The 16367-nt window shown below is 68.8% G+C and carries 13 protein-coding genes; 12 read left to right on the forward strand and 1 reads right to left on the reverse strand.

Translation table 11 applies throughout. From position 1 onward, the window contains the following. Positions 1-9: 9 nt before the first annotated feature. From AC067J_RS12580 to AC067J_RS12635, 12 genes are all read left to right on the forward strand, one after another. A complete protein-coding gene (locus tag AC067J_RS12580) occupies positions 10-1059 on the forward strand; it encodes an ABC transporter ATP-binding protein (protein ID WP_478298348.1) in 1050 nt (349 codons plus the stop codon). Beyond that, on the forward strand, positions 1052-2068 hold the full coding sequence (locus AC067J_RS12585; RefSeq protein ID WP_478298350.1) for an ABC transporter ATP-binding protein: 1017 nt from the start codon (positions 1052-1054) through the stop codon (positions 2066-2068). The genes AC067J_RS12580 and AC067J_RS12585 overlap by 8 nt, the downstream gene beginning before the upstream one ends. A gap of 173 nt (positions 2069-2241) precedes the next feature. Further along, positions 2242-3867 (forward strand): peptide ABC transporter substrate-binding protein, encoded by a 1626-nt coding sequence (locus tag AC067J_RS12590; RefSeq protein WP_478298352.1) that lies wholly within the window; start codon positions 2242-2244, stop codon positions 3865-3867. Between the two features lie 84 nt (positions 3868-3951). Then, on the forward strand, positions 3952-4878 hold the full coding sequence (locus AC067J_RS12595; protein ID WP_478298354.1) for an ABC transporter permease: 927 nt from the start codon (positions 3952-3954) through the stop codon (positions 4876-4878). A 76-nt stretch (positions 4879-4954) separates the two neighbouring features. Then, entirely contained in the window at positions 4955-5869 is a 915-nt protein-coding gene (locus AC067J_RS12600) for an ABC transporter permease (protein WP_478298936.1), read from the forward strand. A gap of 15 nt (positions 5870-5884) precedes the next feature. After that, positions 5885-6937, forward strand: a complete 1053-nt coding sequence (locus AC067J_RS12605) for an ABC transporter ATP-binding protein (protein WP_478298356.1) — start codon at positions 5885-5887, stop codon at positions 6935-6937. Then, complete coding sequence (locus AC067J_RS12610; RefSeq protein WP_478298358.1) at positions 6927-8189, forward strand: ABC transporter ATP-binding protein; 1263 nt, start codon at positions 6927-6929, stop codon at positions 8187-8189. Before AC067J_RS12605 ends, AC067J_RS12610 begins: the two co-directional genes overlap by 11 nt. 432 nt (positions 8190-8621) lie before the next feature. Further along, on the forward strand, positions 8622-10265 hold the full coding sequence (locus tag AC067J_RS12615; RefSeq protein WP_478298360.1) for a peptide ABC transporter substrate-binding protein: 1644 nt from the start codon (positions 8622-8624) through the stop codon (positions 10263-10265). A gap of 92 nt (positions 10266-10357) precedes the next feature. After that, the gene (locus tag AC067J_RS12620) at positions 10358-11302 is read left to right on the forward strand and encodes an ABC transporter permease (RefSeq protein ID WP_478298361.1); all 945 of its coding nucleotides are present in this window, start codon (positions 10358-10360) and stop codon (positions 11300-11302) included. Beyond that, entirely contained in the window at positions 11295-12323 is a 1029-nt protein-coding gene (locus tag AC067J_RS12625; RefSeq protein WP_478298363.1) for an ABC transporter permease, read from the forward strand. Before AC067J_RS12620 ends, AC067J_RS12625 begins: the two co-directional genes overlap by 8 nt. Positions 12324-12338: 15 nt before the next feature. After that, a complete protein-coding gene (locus tag AC067J_RS12630; protein ID WP_478298365.1) occupies positions 12339-13433 on the forward strand; it encodes an ABC transporter ATP-binding protein in 1095 nt (364 codons plus the stop codon). Beyond that, positions 13426-14445 carry an ABC transporter ATP-binding protein gene (locus AC067J_RS12635; protein WP_478298367.1) on the forward strand — a complete coding sequence of 340 codons (1020 nt, stop codon included), beginning with the start codon at positions 13426-13428 and terminating at the stop codon, positions 14443-14445. The genes AC067J_RS12630 and AC067J_RS12635 overlap by 8 nt, the downstream gene beginning before the upstream one ends. Positions 14446-14541: 96 nt before the next feature. Here the strand turns inward: AC067J_RS12635 and AC067J_RS12640 are convergent, their stop codons facing one another. Further along, complete coding sequence (locus AC067J_RS12640) at positions 14542-16254, reverse strand: ABC transporter family substrate-binding protein (protein WP_478298369.1); 1713 nt, start codon at positions 16252-16254, stop codon at positions 14542-14544. Positions 16255-16367: the final 113 nt, after the last annotated feature.

Here is a 16367-nt window from a genome sequence, read left to right on the forward strand (position 1 = left end):
GACGACCCGATGACCACCGTGATCGAGAAGAACCAGAAGACCGGCCGCCTGGAGGTTGGCACCCCGCTGCTGGAGGTCAAGGACCTCCACGTGGAGTTCCACACCCGGGACGGCGTCGCCAAGGCCGTGAACGGCGTCAACTACTCCGTGGCCGCCGGCGAGACCCTTGCGGTGCTCGGCGAGTCCGGCTCCGGCAAGTCGGTGACCGCCCAGACCATCATGGGCATCCTCGACATGCCGCCCGGCAAGATCAGCCAGGGCCAGATCCTCTTCCGCGGGCAGGACATGCTCGCGATGAAGGAGGAGGACCGCCGGCAGATCCGCGGCCAGAAGATCGCGATGATCTTCCAGGACGCGCTCTCCTCGCTGAACCCGGTGATGACCGTCGGCGCCCAGCTCGGCGAGATGTTCCGGGTGCACCGCGGCGCCTCCAAGAAGGAGGCCCGGGAGAAGGCGATCGAGCTGATGGAGCGGGTGCGCATCCCCGCCGCCCGCCAGCGCGTCGGCGACTACCCGCACCAGTTCTCGGGCGGCATGCGCCAGCGCATCATGATCGCGATGGCGCTCTCCATGGAGCCCGACCTGATCATCGCGGACGAGCCCACCACCGCCCTGGACGTCACCGTCCAGGCCCAGGTGATGGACCTGCTCGCCGAGCTGCAGGCCGAGTACAACATGGGCCTGATCCTGATCACCCACGACCTCGGCGTGGTCGCCGACGTCGCGGACAAGATCGCCGTGATGTACGCGGGCCGGATCGTCGAGACGGCGCCGGTGCACGAGCTGTACGCCAACCCGGCGCACCCGTACACCAAGGGCCTGCTCCGCTCCATCCCGCGCCTGGACCAGAAGGGCCAGGAGCTGTACGCGATCAAGGGCCTGCCCCCGAACCTGCTGAAGGTCCCGGCCGGCTGCGCGTTCAACCCCCGCTGTGACGTCGCCACCGACCTGTGCCGCACGGAGATCCCGAAGCTGCACCAGGTGACCGACAAGGACGGCAAGGAGCTCACCGGCCGCCGCAGCGCGTGCCACCTCTGGAAGGAGACCCTCCATGGCTGAGCCCATCCTGGAGGTCAAGGACCTGGTCAAGCACTACCCGCTGACCCAGGGCATCCTCTTCAAGAAGCAGGTCGGCGCCGTCAAGGCCGTCGACGGCGTCTCCTTCGACCTGGCGAGGGGCGAGACCCTCGGCATCGTCGGCGAGTCCGGCTGCGGCAAGTCCACGCTGGCCAAGGTCCTGATGAACCTGGAGCGGGCCACCTCCGGCCAGGTCCTGTTCAAGGGCGAGGACATCTCCAAGCTGTCCGGCGCGGGCCTCAAGGCCGTCCGCCGGAACATCCAGATGGTGTTCCAGGACCCGTACACCTCGCTGAACCCGCGCATGACGGTCGGCGACATCATCGGGGAGCCGTTCGAGATCCACCCCGAGGTGGCGCCGAAGGGCGACCGCCGCAAGGCGGTCCAGGACCTGCTGGACGTCGTCGGCCTGAACCCGGAGTACATCAACCGGTACCCGCACCAGTTCTCCGGCGGCCAGCGCCAGCGCATCGGCATCGCCCGCGGCCTCGCGCTCAAGCCGGAGATCATCATCTGCGACGAGCCCGTCTCGGCCCTGGACGTCTCCGTCCAGGCGCAGGTGATCAACCTGCTGGAGCAGCTGCAGGACGAGTTCGAGCTCTCCTACATGTTCATCGCGCACGACCTCTCCATCGTCCGGCACATCTCCGACCGCGTCGGCGTGATGTACCTCGGCAAGATGGTCGAGATCGGCAGCGACGAGGAGATCTACGAGAACGCCACGCACCCGTACACCCAGGCGCTGCTCTCCGCGGTGCCGGTGCCGGACCCGACGGCGCGCGAGTCCCGCGACCGGATCATCCTGACCGGTGACATCCCCTCGCCGGCCAACCCGCCGTCCGGCTGCCGCTTCCGCACCCGCTGCTGGAAGGCGGAGGAGCGCTGCTCGACCGAGGTCCCGCTGCTCGCGGTGCCCGAGGTGCTGACCGGCGCGGCCAAGCACCAGTCGGCGTGCCACTTCGCCGAGGTCCGGGAGACGGCCGCCGCCTGATCCCGGTTCACTCCGCCCGGAAGGGCCCGCGGCCTCGCGCCGCGGGCCCTTCCGGCGTTCCGTCAACCCCCCGGCCCTCCCCTGCACCCGTCCGGGGGTACCCGACTCGCGCCGCCGCGCGGGCGCGCTTCTCATGGGGTGTGATGCGTCACACACCTTGAGGAGGGACCTCCATGCCCGCAGCCACCCGTGCTCGATGGGTCCTCGCCGCAGCGACGTCCGTGGCCCTGGTGGCCAGCGGGTGCAGCAGCGGAAGCGACGGCGGAAGCGACGGTTCGTCGGACGCCAGCAAGACCTTCAGCTACCAGAGCACCGAGCCGCAGAACCCGCTCCAGCCGGCGAACGCCAACGAGACGGGTGGTGGGCGCATCCTGCAGAACCTGTTCAAGGGGCTGGTGGACTACGACCCGAGCAACGCCAAGCTCCGGATGCAGGTCGCGGACACGATCCAGACCAGCGACGCCCAGACCTTCAACGTGACGCTGAAGGACGGCTGGACCTTCCACGACGGGACCCCGGTCCACGCCAAGAACTTCGTGGACGCCTGGAACTGGGCCGCGACCACGACCAACAACCAGATCAACGGCTCCTGGTTCTCCGACATCGAGGGCTACCAGGACGTCCACCCGGCGAGCGGCCAGCCGACCACGAACAAGATGTCCGGGCTGACCGTCGTGGACGACCTGCACTTCACCGTGAAGCTGAACAGCAAGGTCTCCTACTTCGAGTACAAGCTGGGCTACATCGCCTTCTCCCCGCTGCCGGACGCCTTCTTCAACGACCCGGCCGGGTACGGCCAGAAGCCGGTCGGCAACGGCGCGTACCAGTTCGTCAGCTGGGACCACAACCAGCAGGTGGTCACCAAGGCCTACCCGAACTACCAGGGCGTCGACAAGCCGGCGAACGGCGGCATCGTCTTCAAGATCTACAGCACCTCCGAGGCCGCCTACGCCGATCTCCTGTCCAACAACCTGGACGTGATCGACCAGGTGCCCCCGTCGGCGCTGGCCACCTACAAGAGCGACCTCGGCGACCGCGCGATCGACGCCCCGCAGGGCGCCATCCAGAACATCGGCTTCACCCTGTACCAGCCCGACTGGGCCCCGCCGGAGAAGGCCAAGGTCCGCCAGGGCCTGTCGATGGCGATCGACCGCGACACCATCACCAAGACGGTGCTCCAGGGCTCCCGCAAGGCGGCCTCGGCCTGGGTCGCCGAGGGCGTCGAGGGCTACAAGGAGGGCCAGTGCGGTGACAACTGCAACTTCGATCCGGCCAAGGCCAAGCAGCTGATCGCCGAGGGCGGCGGCGTCCCCGGCAACAAGCTGACGATCACCTACAACGCGGACGGCGGCCACAAGGAGTGGGTCGACGCGGTCTGCAACTCGATCCGGCAGAGCACCGGTGTGGACTGCGTGGGCGACCCGAAGCCCGACTTCAAGACGGCCCGGGCGGCCATCACCGGGCACCAGATCAACGGCGCGTTCCGCACCGGCTGGGTGCAGGACTACCCGCTGAACGCCAACTTCCTCGCCGACGTCTACCGCACCGGCGCCTCGTCCAACGACTTCGGCTACAGCAGCCCGCAGTTCGACCAGCTCGCCAACCAGGCCGACCAGGCCGCCAGCGTGGCCGACACGGTGACCGGCTACCAGCAGGCCGAGGCCGTGCTGGCGAACGACATGCCGGCCGTCCCGCTCTGGTACTACCGCACCAACTCCGGCTACTCCACCAAGGTGCAGAACGTCACGTTCGACTCCTTCGGCAACCCCGCCTGGACCCAGGTCGAGGTCAAGGGCTGATCAGCCCCCCAGCGCCGGCCCCGCCCTCCCCGCACGGAGGGCGGGGCCCGGGCACTCGGTCAGATAGCTAGGAAGGAGGCTCGGATGGGCAGTTATGTGCTGCGACGGGTGCTGCAGATGATCCCGGTGTTCTTCGGCACCACGCTGCTGATCTTCCTGATGGTCTACACGCTGCCGGGCGACCCGGTCGCGGCGCTGTTCGGGGACAAGGCCGCCGACCCCGCCGTGGTGGCCAACCTCAAGCACAAGTACTACCTGGACCAGCCGCTCTGGAAGCAGTACCTGCACTACATGGGGAACCTCTTCCAGGGGGACTTCGGCACCAGCTTCACCGGCCGGCCGGTCAGCGAGATCATGGCGGACGCCTTCCCGGTCACGATCCGGATGGCCCTGATGGCGTTCCTCTTCGAGATGATCTTCGGGCTCTGCCTGGGCGTGCTCTCCGGACTCAAGCGCGGCAGCATCCAGGACACCCTGGTGCTGGTCCTCACCCTGCTGGTGATCTCGATCCCGGTCTTCGTACTGGCGTACATCGCCCAGACGGTCTTCGCGACCAACCTGGGCTGGGTCACCCCGACGGTGCAGGACTCCACGGACCTCTCGCAGCTGATCCTCCCGGCCATCGTGCTGGGCTCGCTCTCACTCGCGTTCGTCGCCCGGCTCACCCGGACCTCGATCGGCGAGAACCTGCGGGCCGACTACATGCGCACGGCGGTCGCCAAGGGCCTGCCCCGGCGGACCATCATCACCCGGCACCTGCTCCGCAACTCGCTCATCCCGGTGGTCACCTTCCTCGGCACCGACCTGGGTGCGCTGATGGGCGGCGCGATCGTGACCGAGGGGATCTTCAACGTGCAGGGCATCGGCAACGTCCTGTACCGGGCGATCAACCAGAAGGAGGGGCCCACCATCGTCGGCATCGTGACCGTCCTGGTGATCGTCTACCTGGTCGCCTCCCTCATCGTCGACCTGCTCTACGCGGTCCTGGACCCGAGGATCCGCTATGCCTGACATCCACGACGAGAGCTCGTACGAACGGCATCCCAAGCCGGGGGTGGACCACCTGGACTACGCCGGCGAGCAGGGCATGGCGGTCGAGCAGGAGACCCTGGTCGAGCCCGACCCGGTCAAGCGGGAAGAGGCCCGCAGCCTCTGGGGCGACGCCTGGCGGGACCTCCGGCGGCGGCCGATCTTCCTGATCTCCGCGGTGCTGATCGTGCTGCTGATCGTGATGGCGATCTTCCCCTGGGCGTTCACCGACGCCGATCCGCGCAAGGCCGACCTGGTCAACGACTACCTCAAGCGGCCGGACTGGACGGACTTCTTCGGCGCCGGCTGGTTCGGCTACGACGGCCAGGGCCGTTCCATCTACGCCCGGGTGGTCTACGGCGCGCGGGCCTCGATCACCGTCGGCATCTGCGTGACCGCCGCGGTGACCGTGCTCGGCGGGCTGGCCGGCATGGTGGCCGGCTACTTCGGCGGCGGCGTGGACGCCGTGATCTCCCGGGTCATCGACGTCTTCTTCGGCATTCCGCTGCTGCTCGGCGCGCTGGTGCTGCTGAACGCCTTCTCCCACCGCACGGTGTGGAGCGTGGTGATCGCGCTCGCCTTCCTCGGCTGGACGCAGATCGCGCGCGTCATGCGCGGCGCGGTGCTGACGGTCAAGCAGTCCGACTACGTGGTGGCCGGCCGGGCGCTCGGCGCCGGTACCGGGCGGCTGATGTTCCGGCACATCCTGCCGAACGCGGTCGCCCCGGTGATCGTGGTGGCCACCATCGCCCTCGGCGGCTACATCGCCACCGAGGCGACGCTGAGCTTCCTCGGCATCGGCCTCCAGGACCCGACCATCTCCTGGGGAATCGACATCTCCTCCGCCCAGAAGGTGATCCGGACCGCGCCGTACGTGATGTTCTTCCCGGCCGCGGCGCTCTCCATCACCGTGCTGGCCTTCATCATGCTGGGCGACGCGGTGCGCGACGCCCTCGACCCGAAGCTGCGCTGAGCGAGGGGACGCATCGTGACCACAGCAGTCGAAACCGGCAGGTCCGAACGGGAGAAGCCCTACGAGGGCCCGCTGCTCGACGTCCGCGACCTGCACGTCGAGTTCGTCACCCGGGACGGGGTGGCCAAGGCGGTCAACGGGGTCAGCTACAGCGTGCGGGCGGGGGAGACGCTGGCGGTGCTCGGCGAGTCCGGTTCGGGCAAGTCGGTGACCGCCCAGGCGATCATGGGCATCCTCGACATGCCGCCGGCCCGCATCCCCCGCGGTGAGATCCGGTTCCGCGGACAGGACATGCTCGCCATGGGCAAGGAGGAGCGCCGGAAGATCCGCGGCCGGAAGATCGCGATGATCTTCCAGGACGCGCTCTCCTCGCTCAACCCGGTGCTCACCGTGGGCTTCCAGCTCGGCGAGATGTTCCGCGCCCACCACGGCGTCTCGCGCAAGGAGGCCAAGGAGAAGGCGATCGAGCTGATGGACCGGGTGCGGATCCCGGCCGCGAAGGACCGGGTCGGCGACTACCCGCACCAGTTCTCGGGCGGCATGCGCCAGCGCATCATGATCGCGATGGCGCTGGCCCTGGAACCGGACCTGATCATCGCGGACGAGCCCACCACGGCCCTGGACGTCACCGTCCAGGCCCAGGTGATGGACCTGCTCGCGGAACTGCAGGCCGAGTACCACATGGGCCTGATCCTGATCACCCACGACCTCGGTGTGGTCGCCGACGTCGCGGACAAGATCGCCGTGATGTACGCGGGCCGGATCGTCGAGACGGCGCCGGTGCACGAGCTGTACGCGCGCCCGGCGCACCCGTACACCAGGGGGCTCCTGGACTCCATCCCGCGCCTGGACCAGAAGGGCCAGGAGCTGTACGCGATCAAGGGCCTGCCGCCCAACCTGCTCCGGATCCCGCCGGGTTGCGCGTTCAACCCGCGCTGCCCGCGGGCGCAGGACATCTGCCGGGGGCAGGTGCCGGAGCTGTTCCCGGTGACCGAGGACGACGGCATCGAGCTGGCCGGCCGGGGCAGTGCCTGCTTCTTCTGGAAGGAGACCCTCCATGACCGCTGACGGGACGAGCGCGGGCGGGGCGAGCTCCGGCGGGGCCACCTCGGGGGCCGGCGCTACCGGGGCCGGAGCTCCCCGAGCCGGGACTCCCGAAGCCGGGGTTCCGGGGGCCGGGGCTCCGGTGCTCGGGGCGGCCGAGGTGCCGGTGGAGGCCGTCTTCGCCCAGGAGGTGGCGCGCGGCGAGCCGATCCTGGAGGTCCGTGACCTGGTCAAGCACTTCCCGCTGACCAAGGGCGTGCTGTTCAAGAAGCAGGTCGGCGCCGTCAAGGCCGTCGACGGCGTCTCCTTCGACCTGATGCAGGGGGAGACGCTGGGCATCGTCGGGGAGTCGGGCTGCGGCAAGTCCACACTGGCCAAGGTGCTGATGAACCTGGAGCCGGCCACAGGTGGATCGGTGCGCTACAAGGGCGAGGAGATCTCCCGGCTGTCCGGCGCGGGTCTCAAGGCGGTGCGGCGGAACATCCAGATGGTGTTCCAGGACCCGTACACCTCGCTGAACCCGCGCATGACGGTCGGCGACATCATCGGGGAGCCGTTCGAGATCCACCCCGAGGTGGCGCCGAAGGGCGACCGCCGCAAGGCGGTCCAGGACCTGCTGGACGTGGTGGGTCTCAACCCGGAGTACATCAACCGGTACCCGCACCAGTTCTCCGGCGGCCAGCGCCAGCGCATCGGCATCGCCCGCGGCCTCGCGCTCAAGCCGGAGATCATCATCTGCGACGAGCCCGTCTCGGCCCTGGACGTCTCCGTCCAGGCGCAGGTGATCAACCTGCTGGAGCAGCTCCAGGGGGAGTTCAACCTCTCGTACATGTTCATCGCGCACGACCTCTCGATCGTCCGGCACATCTCCGACCGCGTCGGCGTGATGTACCTCGGCAGGATGGTCGAGATCGGCAGCGACCGGGAGATCTACGAGCACGCGACCCACCCGTACACCCAGGCGCTGCTGTCCGCCGTCCCGGTGCCCGACCCGACGGCGCGCCAGACGCGGGACCGGATCGTGCTGACGGGGGACGTGCCCTCGCCGGCGAACCCGCCGTCCGGCTGCCGCTTCCGCACCCGCTGCTGGAAGGCGCAGGAGAGGTGCGCGGTGGAGGTCCCGCTGCTGACCGCTCCCGCCTGGCTGGACGGCCTCGCGGCGCACGACTCGGCGTGCCACTTCGCGGGTGAGCGCGGGCCGGGGGAGCGGGCGCCGGAGGGGGAGTCCGGGAACGGGCCCGGGGGAGAGCCCGGGAGCGGCCCGGAAACCGTTTGACACCGGGCGTACGCCCCACTCACAGAGCGCGTCCTCCGTTCGGAGGGCGCGCTCTCGCGTTGTGGGCCGCCGACCTGCGGCAATTCCCCGGCGGACGCCGTCCGGGGCGCCCGGGAATGATCATTACGCTTCGTAATGCGTCAAATACCGGTGCCATTTGTTCGTTATTCGGAAAGTGGAATTGACGGCTCCGAGCGCGATATGGAGGAATTTGCCGAGTATTGTCACGGGTTGGTCTGAGCATGTAATTGAAAAGAGATGTGACGGCGATTCCACCGAAGGGGTCAGGTGATCGATAGTTGCTCTGCGCGTATCAGTGGTCACCTCGCCACCTGTGCGGATCGGCCCTGAGATGTCGACCTTCGCCATGCCCGGCACACCGACTGGCGAGGCGCCGTTCGTTCGTAAGCCCCTAAATCGAGGAGCAGTTGAATGAGGCTCACCAAGACGATGCGTTGGACCGCGCTGGCGGCGTGCACCGCGCTCGCGGTCTCGGCCTGCACCACCAGCAGCGGCAAGAAGTCCTCGGACGGGGACGCCGGCGCGGGCAAGAAGGGCGGCTCGATCAGCGTCGAGCTGGGTGAGCCGCAGCACGGCCTGGTGCCGCAGAACACCGCGGAGTCCGAGGGCTCCGAGGTCCTCAACGCGCTCTTCGCCGGCCTGGTCGACTACGACATCAAGGACAACTCGCCGAAGCTGCGGGTCGCCGAGGCGATCGAGACCACGGACGCCACCCTCTGGACGATCAAGCTCAAGGACGGCTACACCTTCCACAACGGCGAGAAGGTCACCGCCCAGTCCTTCGTCGACGCCTGGAACTACGGGGCGAACCAGGCCAACGCGCAGGAGGCCCTGCCGTTCTTCGACAAGATCCTCGGGTCCGAGGAGCTCGCGCCGGGCAAGGACAAGACGCCCACCACGGACAAGCTCAAGGGCCTCAAGGTCGTCGACGACAAGACCTTCACGGTGACCCTCAAGGCGCCGTTCTCGCAGTTCAAGACCATGCTCGGCTACAACGCCTTCTTCCCGCTCCCGAAGGCCTTCTTCACCGACACCAAGGCCTTCGAGGACGCGCCGATCGGCAACGGCGCCTTCCAGATCGAGGGGAAGTGGGAGCACAACAAGCAGATCAAGGTCAAGCGCTACGAGAACTTCCCGGCGTCGGACGGCAAGGCCAAGCTGGATTCCGTCACCTTCAAGATTTACGACAAGCTGGAAACCGCGTACAACGACCTGCGCGCGAACAACATCCAGATCACCGACAAGCTGCCGATCTCGGCGATGGCGACGGTCGCCCAGGAGTTCGGTGACCGCTACATCTACAAGCCGGAATCCGGCGTCGGCTACATCGGATTCCCGATCGCCACGAACCCGGCGTTCCAGAACCCGGGCCTGCGCAAGGCGATCTCCATGGCGATCGACCGCGAGGCGATCACCAAGACGATTTTCTCGGGCACCCGCAAGCCGGCCGACGACTTCATCAACCCGATCATTCCGGGATACCGCCAGGGTGCGCTCGGCGAGGTCGCCACGTACAACCCGGCGAAGGCCAAGGAGCTCTACACCCAGGCCGGCGGCCTGCCCGGCAACACGATCGAGATCGGGTACAACGCCGACGGCGGCCACAAGGAGTGGATCGAGGCCGTCGGCAACCAGCTGAAGAAGAACCTCGGCATCGAGGTCACCTTCAAGCCGTTCGAGAAGTTCGGCGCCATCCTCACCGCGCTGGGCGAGAAGAAGTACTCCGGGGCCTTCCGCATGGCCTGGTCGATGGACTACCCGTCGATCGAGAACTACCTGCGCCCGATCTTCTCCAAGATCGCCATCGAGAACGGGTCCAACTACGGCGGCTACGTCAACGAGGAGTTCGAGGCCGCACTGGCCAAGGCCGACGCGGCCAGGGACGACGCCGAGAGCATCAAGCTCTACCAGGCCGCCGACGACATCCTCATCAAGGACCTGCCGTACATCCCGGTGTACACCTACATGTCCTCTGCGGCCTACACCAAGGGCGTCAAGAACGTGAACGTCAACGCCCAGGGGCAGATGGACCTGGCCAACGTCGAACTGGCCTGACCGTCCCCCAGCTGACCGGCACGCCGAGGCGGGCGGCGCGGGAAACCCCCGCGCCGCCCGGCTGAGGCGTGCCCCGACCACGAGGAGACCGCATGGGCCGCTATGTGGTCCGCCGGATCATCCAGGCCATACCTGTGATCCTCGGCGCGACGTTCCTTATCTACGCACTGGTCTTCCTGCTGCCTGGGGATCCCATCACGGCACTGGCCGGTGAGAAGCGACAGGACCCGGCCGTCGTGGCGGTCCTGCGGGACCGGTACAACCTCGACGACCCGTTCTTCATCCAGTACTGGAACTACCTGGTCGGCCTCTTCCAGGGCGACTTCGGCGAGGACTACCGCGGCAACCAGGTCGTGGACGTGATGAAGACGGCCTTCCCGTACACCATCAACCTTGCGCTCACCGCGATCGTGATCGAGATGGTGGTGGGCATCACCGCAGGCGTGATCGCCGCCCTGCGGCGCGGCCGGTTCATCGACAACGTGGTGCTGATCTCCACCCTGATGGTCATCTCGATCCCGGTCTTCGTGATCGGCTTCGTGCTCCAACTGCTCCTCGGGGTGAAGCTCAACACCGATCTGGGCATCGACTTCTTCCCGGTCTCCTTCAACGAGGAGGCCGGCTTCCGGTCCTACCTGCTGCCCGCCTACGTGCTCGCCTCGACCTCGCTGGCGTACGTCGCCCGGCTCACCCGGACCAGCCTGATCGAGGTCATGCGGGCCGACTACGTGCGCACGGCGGTCGCCAAGGGGCTCAGCCCGCTGCGGGTGGTGGTCCGGCACGGGCTGCGCAACGCGCTGATCCCGATCGTCACCTTCCTCGGCATGGACCTCGGCGGGCTGATGGGCGGCGCTGTGATCACCGAGGGCATCTTCAACATCCCCGGCGTCGGACACCAGCTCTTCCAGTCCGTCTACCTGCGGGAACGGACCATCGTCGTGGGCATCGTGAGCGCCCTGGTGCTGGTCTACCTGTTCGCCAACCTGGTGGTCGACCTGCTGTACGCCGTCCTGGACCCGAGGATCCGCTATGAGTGAGCCGACGAAGAGCGAGGACGCGACGGTGGCGATCCCCGGGCAGCCCGCTGCCGGGACAGCCGCGAGCGGGCCGGCGGCCGAGGCCGCGCCGCTCGCCAAGGCGTCGCTCGACAAGAAGGGCCCGGACGGCAAGGGGGCCGGCGAGAAGGGCAAGGACGGCGCGGAGCGGGTCGCCAGCCTCTGGACCGACGCGTGGTACGACCTGCGCCGCAACCCGCTGTTCCTGATCGGCGGGTTCCTCGTGCTGTTCATGGTGGTCCTGGCGGTCGCCCCGGGGCTGTTCACCGACGGGGACCCGCGCGCGGGCGGCTTCTGCAACCTGGCCGACTCGCTGAAGCGCCCCAGTGCCGATCACTGGTTCGGCTTCGACGTCCAGGGCTGCGACATCTACACCCGGACGGTCTGGGGCGCCCGCAACTCGATCATCGTCGGCCTGGTCACCACCACGCTGGTGGTCGCCGTCGGCGGCATGCTCGGCCTCTGGGCCGGCTGGATCGGCGGCTTCTGGGACAGCGTGCTCTCCCGGGTCACCGAGATCTTCTTCGCCATCCCGCTGCTGCTCGGCGGCATGCTGATCATGTCCACCTGGGGCAAGGGCAACGCCTGGACGGTCTCCGCGGTGATGGCCGTGCTCGGCTGGCCGCAGATCTACCGGCTGATGCGCTCGGCGGTGCTCGCCAACAAGCACAACGACTACGTGGTGGCCGCCCGGGCCCTGGGCGCGGGCACCGGGCGGATCGTCAGCCGACACATCCTGCCGAACGCGGTCGCGCCGGTGATCGTCGTCTCGACCATCAACCTGGGCGTCTACATCGGCGCCGAGGCCGCGCTCTCCTACCTCGGCATCGGCATCCAGTCCCCGGCGATCTCCTGGGGCCTGATGATCAGTGACGCTCAGAGCCGCTTCCTGAACGCCCCGCACGTGCTGCTCTTCCCGGCAGCCGTGCTGAGCGTCACCGTGCTCGCGTTCATCATGCTCGGCGACGCGGTGCGCGACGCCCTCGACCCGAAGCTGCGCTGAGGAGGGCCGCGGACCATGACTGATCTGACCAAGCCGACGGCGAAGGACGGCGCGGCGCGCCGGAACGCGGTGGAAGTGCTCGGCGGCGGCCGGGAGAACCTGGTGCCCGGCACCCCGCTGCTGGAGGTCGAGGACCTGCACATCGAGTTCCACACCCGGGACGGCGTCGCCAAGGCCGTCAACGGCGTGAGCTACTCGGTGGCGGCGGGGGAGACGCTGGCGGTGCTCGGCGAGTCCGGTTCGGGCAAGTCGGTGACCGCCCAGGCGATCATGGGCATCCTGGACATGCCGCCGGGGAAGATCACCGCCGGCTCGATCCGGTTCCGGGGCGAGAACCTGCTCGCCATGAGCCCCAAGGCCCGGCGGGCGGTGCGCGGCCGGAAGATCGCGATGATCTTCCAGGACGCGCTCTCCTCGCTGAACCCGGTGCTGAGCGTCGGCTACCAGCTCGGCGAGATGTTCCGGGTGCACCAGGGGGCCTCGCGCAAGGAGGCCAAGGAGAAGGCGATCGAGCTGATGGAGCGGGTGCGCATCCCCGCGGCCAAGGAGCGGGTCGGCGACTACCCGCACCAGTTCTCGGGCGGCATGCGCCAGCGCATCATGATCGCGATGGCGCTGGCCCTGGAGCCGGACCTGATCATCGCGGACGAGCCCACCACCGCCCTGGACGTCACCGTCCAGGCCCAGGTGATGGACCTGCTCGCGGAGCTGCAGGCCGAGTTCAACATGGGTCTGATCCTGATCACCCACGACCTCGGTGTGGTCGCCGACGTCGCGGACAAGATCGCCGTGATGTACGCGGGCCGGATCGTCGAGACGGCGCCGGTGCACGAGCTGTACGCCCGCCCGGCGCACCCGTACACCAAGGGCCTGCTCAACTCGATCCCGCGCCTGGACCAGAAGGGCCAGAACCTCTACGCCATCCAGGGCCTGCCGCCGAGCCTGCTGCGGATCCCGGACGGCTGTGCCTTCAACCCGCGCTGCGACCGGGCGCAGGACGTCTGCGGTACCGAACTCCCGCGACTGGTACCGGTACTGGACGCCGAGGGGGCCGACCTTCCGGGCCGCCGCAGCGCCTGCCACTTCTGGAAGGAGACCCTCCATGGCTGAGCCGATCCTGGAGGTCAAGGACCTGGTCAAGCACTACCCGCTGACCCAGGGCATCGTCTTCAAGAAGCAGGTCGGCGCGGTACGGGCCGTGGACGGCGTCTCCTTCCGGCTGGCCAAGGGCGAGACCCTCGGCATCGTCGGGGAGTCCGGCTGCGGCAAGTCGACGCTGGCCAAGGTGCTGATGAACCTGGAGCGGGCCACCTCCGGCCAGGTCCTGTTCAAGGGCGAGGAGATCTCCCGGCTGTCCGGCGCGGGCCTGAAGGCGGTGCGGCGGAACATCCAGATGGTGTTCCAGGACCCGTACACCTCGCTGAACCCGCGCATGACGGTCGGCGACATCATCGGGGAGCCGTTCGAGATCCATCCCGAGGTGGCGCCGAAGGGCGACCGCCGCAAGGCGGTCCAGGACCTGCTGGACGTCGTCGGCCTGAACCCGGAGTACATCAACCGGTATCCGCACCAGTTCTCCGGCGGTCAGCGCCAGCGCATCGGCATCGCCCGCGGCCTCGCGCTCAAGCCGGAGGTCATCATCTGCGACGAGCCCGTCTCGGCCCTGGACGTCTCCGTCCAGGCGCAGGTGATCAACCTGCTGGAGCAGCTGCAGGACGAGTTCGAGCTCTCGTACATGTTCATCGCGCACGACCTCTCGATCGTCCGGCACATCTCCGACCGCGTCGGCGTGATGTACCTCGGCAAGATGGTCGAGATCGGGACGGAGGAGCAGATCTACTCGCACCCGACGCACCCGTACACGCAGGCGCTGCTGTCGGCCGTCCCGGTGCCCGACCCGACCGGGCGCGAGCACCGGGAGCGGATCCTGCTCAGCGGCGACATCCCGTCGCCGGCCAACCCGCCGTCCGGCTGCCGCTTCCGCACCCGCTGCTGGAAGGCGGAGGAGCGCTGCTCCACCGAGGTCCCGCTGCTCGCGGTGCCCGCGGTGCTGGCCGGGCCGGCCGCGCACGAGTCGGCCTGCCACTTCGCGGAGGTGCGGGACGTGATCGGCGCGGGCTGAGCCCCGCGGCGGACGGGCCCCGGAGTCGCGCGGACTCCGGGGCCCGTCCGCGTGCCCGGCGGGCCCGGGCGGGCCGGGGCGGCCCGCCCGGTGCCGTCACTGCTTCTCGAAGCCGACGTTCTCCCAGACGATGTCGGAGAGGCCCTGGGCGCCGATGTTGGCCAGGTTGGCGCGGGCGCCGTACAGCTGCGGGCGCTGGTAGAGCGGCAGCACGCCGGCCACCTTCCACAGCTCCCCGTCGGCCTGGTTGATCGCCTCGAAGGCGGTGGCCGCGTCGCCCGCGGCGGCGGCCCGGTCGAGTGCGGCGTCGACCGCCGGGCTCCCGGCCTGGGAGTGGTTGGTGCCGCCGTTCTGGACGAAGTTGGCCCGGTTGCCGCTGGCCGGGAACGGCGTGCCGAGCAGCGAGTAGGCGGCGATGTCGAAGTCCCGCCGGTTGACGTACTTGTCGAAGAACTCGTTGGCGTTGGCGGTCACGGTGGTGACCTTGACGCCGACGTCCTTGAGCATCCTGGTGGCGACCGCGGCCTCGTTCTGGGCCTGGGTGACGCCGGCCGGGATGACCATCCGCAGGTTGAGCTCCCTGCCGTCCTTGCGGCGGACGTCGCCGTCGAGCTTCCAGCCGGCCGCGTCGAGCTTGCGGACCGCCTCGGCCGGGTCGTACCGGCTGAGGCCGAGCGAGTTGTCCCGGTAGGCGTTCTGGTTGGCCACCAGCAGGTGGTTGTTGAGGATGACGGTGGGCCAGTCGAGGCCGGCGAGGTCGGTGCGGGTGATGGTGTCCCGGTTGATCGCCTGGAACACGGCCTGGCGGACCGACGGGTCGGTGAGCGCGGGGCTCTTCCCGTTGAGCGTGAACTGCCGGAAGTCGGGCCCGCCGGCCCGCCGGACCGCGGCGCCCTGGGTGCTCCGGATCAGCTGGTAACCGGCCACGTCGGGGCCGTTGTTGAAGAAGTCGATCTCACCCTTGGCGAAGGCGGCGGCCATCGTGTTGGGGAGCATCGCGTGGAAGACGATCCGGTCCAGCAGCGGCTTCTCGCCCCACCACGCGGGGTCGGCGACCAGGGTGACGGTCTGCGCCGCCCGGTCCAGCTTCTCCACCTTGAACGGGCCCGCGGTGACCGGGATCGCCTCCAGGTAGGCGGTGTTGAACAGGTCGGGCGTGGCGATCCGGCTCGCCGGGAGCAGCGGGGCGTTGGCGGCGCCGTTGAACATGGACTGCCACTCGGAGAACGGCCGCTCGAAGGTCATCACGGCCTGGTAGTCGTCCTTGCCGCGCTCGACGGCGGAGACCAGCTCGAAGCCGGTGCTGCTGGCCGTCCTGTAGGCCTGGTCCCGGCCGTTCAGCGCACGCCAGTTGGCCTCGATGTCCCGCCAGGTGATCGGAGCGCCGTCGGACCAGCGGGCCTTGGGGTTGAGCGTCCAGACGACGACCTGGCGGCCGTCCCGCTGCTCGGTGCGCGCGTCCTGGAGGTAGGCCGGGTTGGGGGTCTGGGTGCCGGCCGCGTCGGAGCGGAAGAAGGTCGGCAGCAGCGGTTTGGTGACCGCGATGGTGGAGGACTCGCTGCCGTCGCTCTGGATCGGCGACCACTGGCTGGAGTACTGGGCCACCGCGACGTGCAGGGTGCCGCCCTGGCGGAGCTCGGCGCGGTCGTGCGGATTGATGTCGACGGCGGTGAGCTTGGGCGTCTCGACCGAGCTCGGCACGGCCCGTGCGCCGCCGGACCCGGAGGCGCACGAACAGAGCGTCAGCGAGAGCGAGACGGCGGTGAGGCCGGCGAGCAGGGCCGTACGGCGGGGCAGGTGGCGGCCCATGGTGGTTCTCCCGGGGCGGATGCGGCGGATGGTGCGGCGTCACATCTTGCTGACCCGGGGGCGGGATGTCGAGGGGCGGGCCCGGATCCGGACCCGCCCCTCGACCTGGTTCG

The sequence above is a fragment of the Kitasatospora sp. NPDC042419 genome (genome assembly GCF_056437345.1).